This window comes from Actinomadura logoneensis (assembly GCF_003428695.1).
Lineage (GTDB): Bacteria > Actinomycetota > Actinomycetes > Streptosporangiales > Streptosporangiaceae > Spirillospora > Spirillospora logoneensis.
In genome coordinates this window covers 1-4088 of sequence record NZ_QURH01000784.1, presented here as the reverse complement: position 1 = coordinate 4088, position 4088 = coordinate 1, and the positions used below count along the sequence as shown (strand labels likewise).

Sequence of the window (4088 nt, the reverse complement as noted above, 5' to 3'; positions counted from 1 at the left end):
GCCGCCGGCGCGCGCGGCGTGCTGGTGCCGACGGACCGCACCCGGCCCGCGGAGATCGACGCCGCGCCGGAGGTCGCGCCCGACCTGGCCGCGGCCGTGGACCTGGTGCTTCGGGGCGGGTGGGCGCGGTGAGGGTCCTCGTCGCCCGCCAGGACAGCCTCGGCGACGTGCTGCTCGCCGGGCCCGCGCTGCGCGCCGTGGCCGCCCGCGCCGACGAGACCGTCCTGCTGTGCGGTCCGCGCGGCCGGGCCGCCGCCGACCTGCTGCCCGGACCGGACCGGGTGATCGAGTGGTGCGCGCCGTGGATCGACCCGGACCGGGTCCCGGTGGAGCCCGCGGAGGTCTCCGCCGTCACCGAGCGGCTGCGCGGGTTCGACCGGGCGCTGATCCTGACCTCGTTCCACCAGTCGCCGCTGCCGCTGGCGCTGCTCCTGCGGCTCGCCGGGACTCCCTGGATCGGCGGCATCAGCGAGGACTACCCCGGTTCGCTGCTCGACCTGCGGCACCGTCCGGACGCCGACGTCCCGGAGGCCGCCCGGATGACCGCGTTGGCGACCGAGGCGGGCTTCCCGCCGGTGGACGACGGCCGGCTGCGCGTCCGCGAGCCGCTGCCGGACATGTCGGCGCTGACCGGCGGCCCCGGCTACGTGGTCGTCCACCCCGGCACCTCGGTGCCCGCGCGGGCCTGGCCGCCGCACCGGCACGCCGAGGCCGTGCGGCTGCTCGCCGTGTCCGGGCGGCGCGTCGTCGTCACCGGCGACCGCCGGGAGAAGGCGCTGACGGCCGAGGTCGCCGGGGACCACGCGATCGACATCGGCGGCCGGACGGACTTCCCCGAGCTGGCCGCCGTGCTGGCGGGCGCGGACGCCGTGGTGGTGGGCAACACCGGCCCGGCGCACCTCGCCGCCGCCGTGGGGACGCCGATCGTGTCGCTGTTCGCGCCGACCGTCCCGGCCGCGCGCTGGGCGCCGTACGCGGTCCGGACCGTGCTGCTCGGCGACCAGAGCGCGCCGTGCCGGAACACCCGGGCGACCGTCTGCCCGGTCCCCGGCCATCCCTGCCTGGCGACGGTGGAGGCGTCCGAGGTGCTGCGCGCGGTCGAGGAGGTCGCCCGATGAGAGTGCTGATGTGGCACGTCCACGGCTCGTGGGCCACCTCGTTCGTGCACGGCCCCTGGACGACGCTGGTGCCGGTCACGCCGGACCGCGGCCCGGACGGCCTCGGCCGCGCGGAGACCTTCGACTGGCCCGACCGGGCCGTGGAGGTCCCGCACGACGCGCTGCGCGGCGAGCGGGTGGACGTGGCCGTCCTGCAGCGGCCGCACGAGATCGAGCTGTGCGAGCGGTGGCTCGGCCGCCGGCCCGGCCGGGACCTGCCGGCCGTGTACGTCGAGCACGACACGCCCGGGACGGCCGCCGCCGCGCCGGACGTCCCGGGACGCCTCGTCCCGGACCTCACGCACTTCCTGCACGACCGCGACGACATCCCCGTCGTGCACGTCGCCCACTTCAACGACCTCTTCTGGGACTGCGGGCGCGCCCCGACCACCGTCGTCGAGCACGGCGTGGTCGACCCCGGCTACCGGTACAGCGGCGAGATGCCGCGCGCCGGCGTCATCGTCAACGACCCGCTCACCCGCGGCCGGACGACCGGCACCGACCTGCTGCCCGGCCTGTCCGACGCCGTCCCGATCGACCTGTTCGGGATGCGGGTCGCGGACGCCCCCCGCGCGCTCGGCGTCCGCCCCGAGCGGCTCTGGACCTTCGAGGACCTGCCGCAGGAGCGGATGCACGCCGAACTCGCCCGCCGCCGGGTCTACGTCCACCCCTACCGGTGGACCTCGCTGGGCCTGGCGCTGATCGAGGCGATGCAGCTCGGCCTGCCGGTGGTGGCGCTCGCCACCACCGAGGCGGTCGAGGCCGTCCCACCGGGGACGGGTGTCCTGTCCACCCGCGTGGACGTCCTGGCGCGCGCCGCCGGGCGCCTCGCCGCGAACCCCGAGCAAGCCCGCCGGATGGGTCGGCGGGCGCGCGCGGCCGCCGTGCGGCGGTACGGCCTGCCCCGCTTCCTGCGGGACTGGCGGCAACTACTGGAAGAGGTGACCCGATGAAGATCGCGATGGTGTCGGAGCACGCCAACCCGCTCGCCGCGCGCGGCGGGCTGGGCGGGGCGGACGCCGGCGGGCAGAACGTGTTCGTCGCCGCCCTCGCCGAGGAGATGGGGGCCCAGGGCCACGACGTGACGGTGTACACCCGGCGCGACTCGACCGGCCCGCCCGACCGGGTGCGGGCGGCGCCCGGCGTCACCGTCGAGCACGTCCCCGCCGGCCCGCCGTCGGACGTGCCCAAGGACGACCTGCTCCCCTGGATGCCCGACTTCGGCCGGTATCTGGAGGCGCGCTGGCGGGCGGACCCGCCGGACGTCGTGCACGCGCACTTCTGGATGAGCGGCGTGGCCGCGCTCCACGCGACCCGCGGGGACGGGGCGCCGCGCGTCCCGGTCGTGCTGACCTACCACGCGCTCGGGTCGGTGAAGCGCCGCCACCAGGGCGGCAGGGACACCAGCCCGGACGAGCGCGTCGCCATCGAGCGGGAGATCGGGCGCGCGGCGGACGCCGTGGTCGCGACGGCCACCGGCGAGACCGGCGAGCTGGCCGCGATGGGCGTGCCCGCCGACCGGGTCCAGGTCGTCCCGTGCGGGGTGGACCTGCGGGCCTGCACCCCGTACGGCCCGGCCGATCCCAAGGGCGCCCCGTACCGGCTGGCGGTGCTGTCGCGGATGGTGGAGCGCAAGGGCATCGACACCGCGATCCGCGCCCTGGCCCACATCCCCGACGCCGAGCTGGTGGTGGCGGGCGGCCCGCCCGCCGACGCGCTCGGCGCCGACCCGGAGGCACGGCGGCTCATCGCCGTCGCCGAGCGGGCGGGCGTGCGGGACCGGGTGCGGCTGGTCGGCCGGCGCTCCCGCGACGAGGTCCCGGCGCTGCTGCGGTCGTCCGACGTGGTCATGACGCTGCCGTGGTACGAGCCGTTCGGGATGGTTCCGCTGGAGGCCATGGGCTGCGCCGTGCCGGTCGTCGCGACCGGGGTGGGCGGCCACCTGGACACCGTGCAGGACGGCGTGACCGGCCTGCTCGTCCCGCCGCGCGACCCGGCCGAGGCGGCGCGCGCGGTCAACGTGCTGCTCGCCGACCGGGAGCGGCGGGCCTCCTTCGGCCTCGCCGGCCGCAGGATCGCCGAGGCCCGCTACTCGTGGCCGCGCGTCGCGCACGACACGCTCGCCGTGTACCACCGGGCGATGGCCGCGAGGGAGGTGGCGGCATGACTTCCACGACACAGTCGCGGGTGCTCTCCCGCGAACAGGACCGGCGCCTGGAGGACCTGGCGACGGCGGCGCTGGAGTTCCGCCGCTGGACGCCCGTGATCGCCGCCTGGGGCGCGCACCTGGCGAACGTCCTGGAGGCCGGTGGACGGCTGCTGACCTGCGGCAACGGCGGGAGCGCCGCGCAGGCGCAGCACCTGTCGGCGGAGCTGGTCGGACGGTTCGAGGGCGAGCGGGTGCCGCTCGCCGCGATCCCGCTGCACGCCGACACCTCCACCGCCACGGCGATCTGCAACGACTACGGCGCGGACGAGGTCTTCGCCCGGCAGGTCCGGGCGCACGGACGGGTCGGCGACGTGCTGGTCTGCCTGAGCACGAGCGGCTCCAGCGCGAACGTGGTCGCGGCGGCCCGGCAGGCCCGGGTCTGCGGGATGACGGCGTGGGCCGTCACCGGGCCCGGCCCGAACCCGCTCGCCGCCGCCGCCCAGGAGGCGATCACCGTGGACGCCGGGCGCACCTCGACCGTCCAGGAGATCCACCTCGCCGCGCTCCACCTGCTGTGCGGGCAGGTGGACCTCGCGCTACGGGTGACGGCATGACCCGGCCCGCGCCGCCCGGAACGCTCGTCGTCGTCGGGGACACGCTGCTGGACGTGGACCTCGTCGGGGAGTGCGCGCGGCTCTCGCCGGACGCGCCCGTCCCGGTGATCGAGCACGCCGCCGAGCGGGCGCGGCCGGGCGGCGCCGGCCTGGCCGCGCTGCTCGCCG

Annotated in this window: 4 protein-coding genes; all 4 read left to right on the top strand. The window is 77.4% G+C overall.

Annotated features, from left to right (window positions below):
• Nucleotides 1-119 precede the first annotated feature (119 nt).
• The 4 genes from DZF91_RS27365 to DZF91_RS27350 are packed head-to-tail and all read left to right on the top strand — an operon-like array spanning nt 120 to nt 3920.
• Nucleotides 120-1118: a glycosyltransferase family 9 protein gene (locus tag DZF91_RS27365; RefSeq protein WP_199486930.1), complete on the top strand. Its 999-nt coding sequence runs from the start codon at nt 120-122 to the stop codon at nt 1116-1118.
• Nucleotides 1115-2110: a glycosyltransferase gene (locus DZF91_RS27360; RefSeq protein WP_117360027.1), complete on the top strand. Its 996-nt coding sequence runs from the start codon at nt 1115-1117 to the stop codon at nt 2108-2110. Before DZF91_RS27365 ends, DZF91_RS27360 begins: the two co-directional genes overlap by 4 nt.
• On the top strand, nt 2107-3324 hold the full coding sequence (locus DZF91_RS27355) for a glycosyltransferase (RefSeq protein WP_117360026.1): 1218 nt from the start codon (nt 2107-2109) through the stop codon (nt 3322-3324). The genes DZF91_RS27360 and DZF91_RS27355 overlap by 4 nt, the downstream gene beginning before the upstream one ends.
• The gene (locus DZF91_RS27350; RefSeq protein WP_117360025.1) at nt 3321-3920 is read left to right on the top strand and encodes a D-sedoheptulose-7-phosphate isomerase; all 600 of its coding nucleotides are present in this window, start codon (nt 3321-3323) and stop codon (nt 3918-3920) included. Before DZF91_RS27355 ends, DZF91_RS27350 begins: the two co-directional genes overlap by 4 nt.
• Nucleotides 3921-4088: the final 168 nt, after the last annotated feature.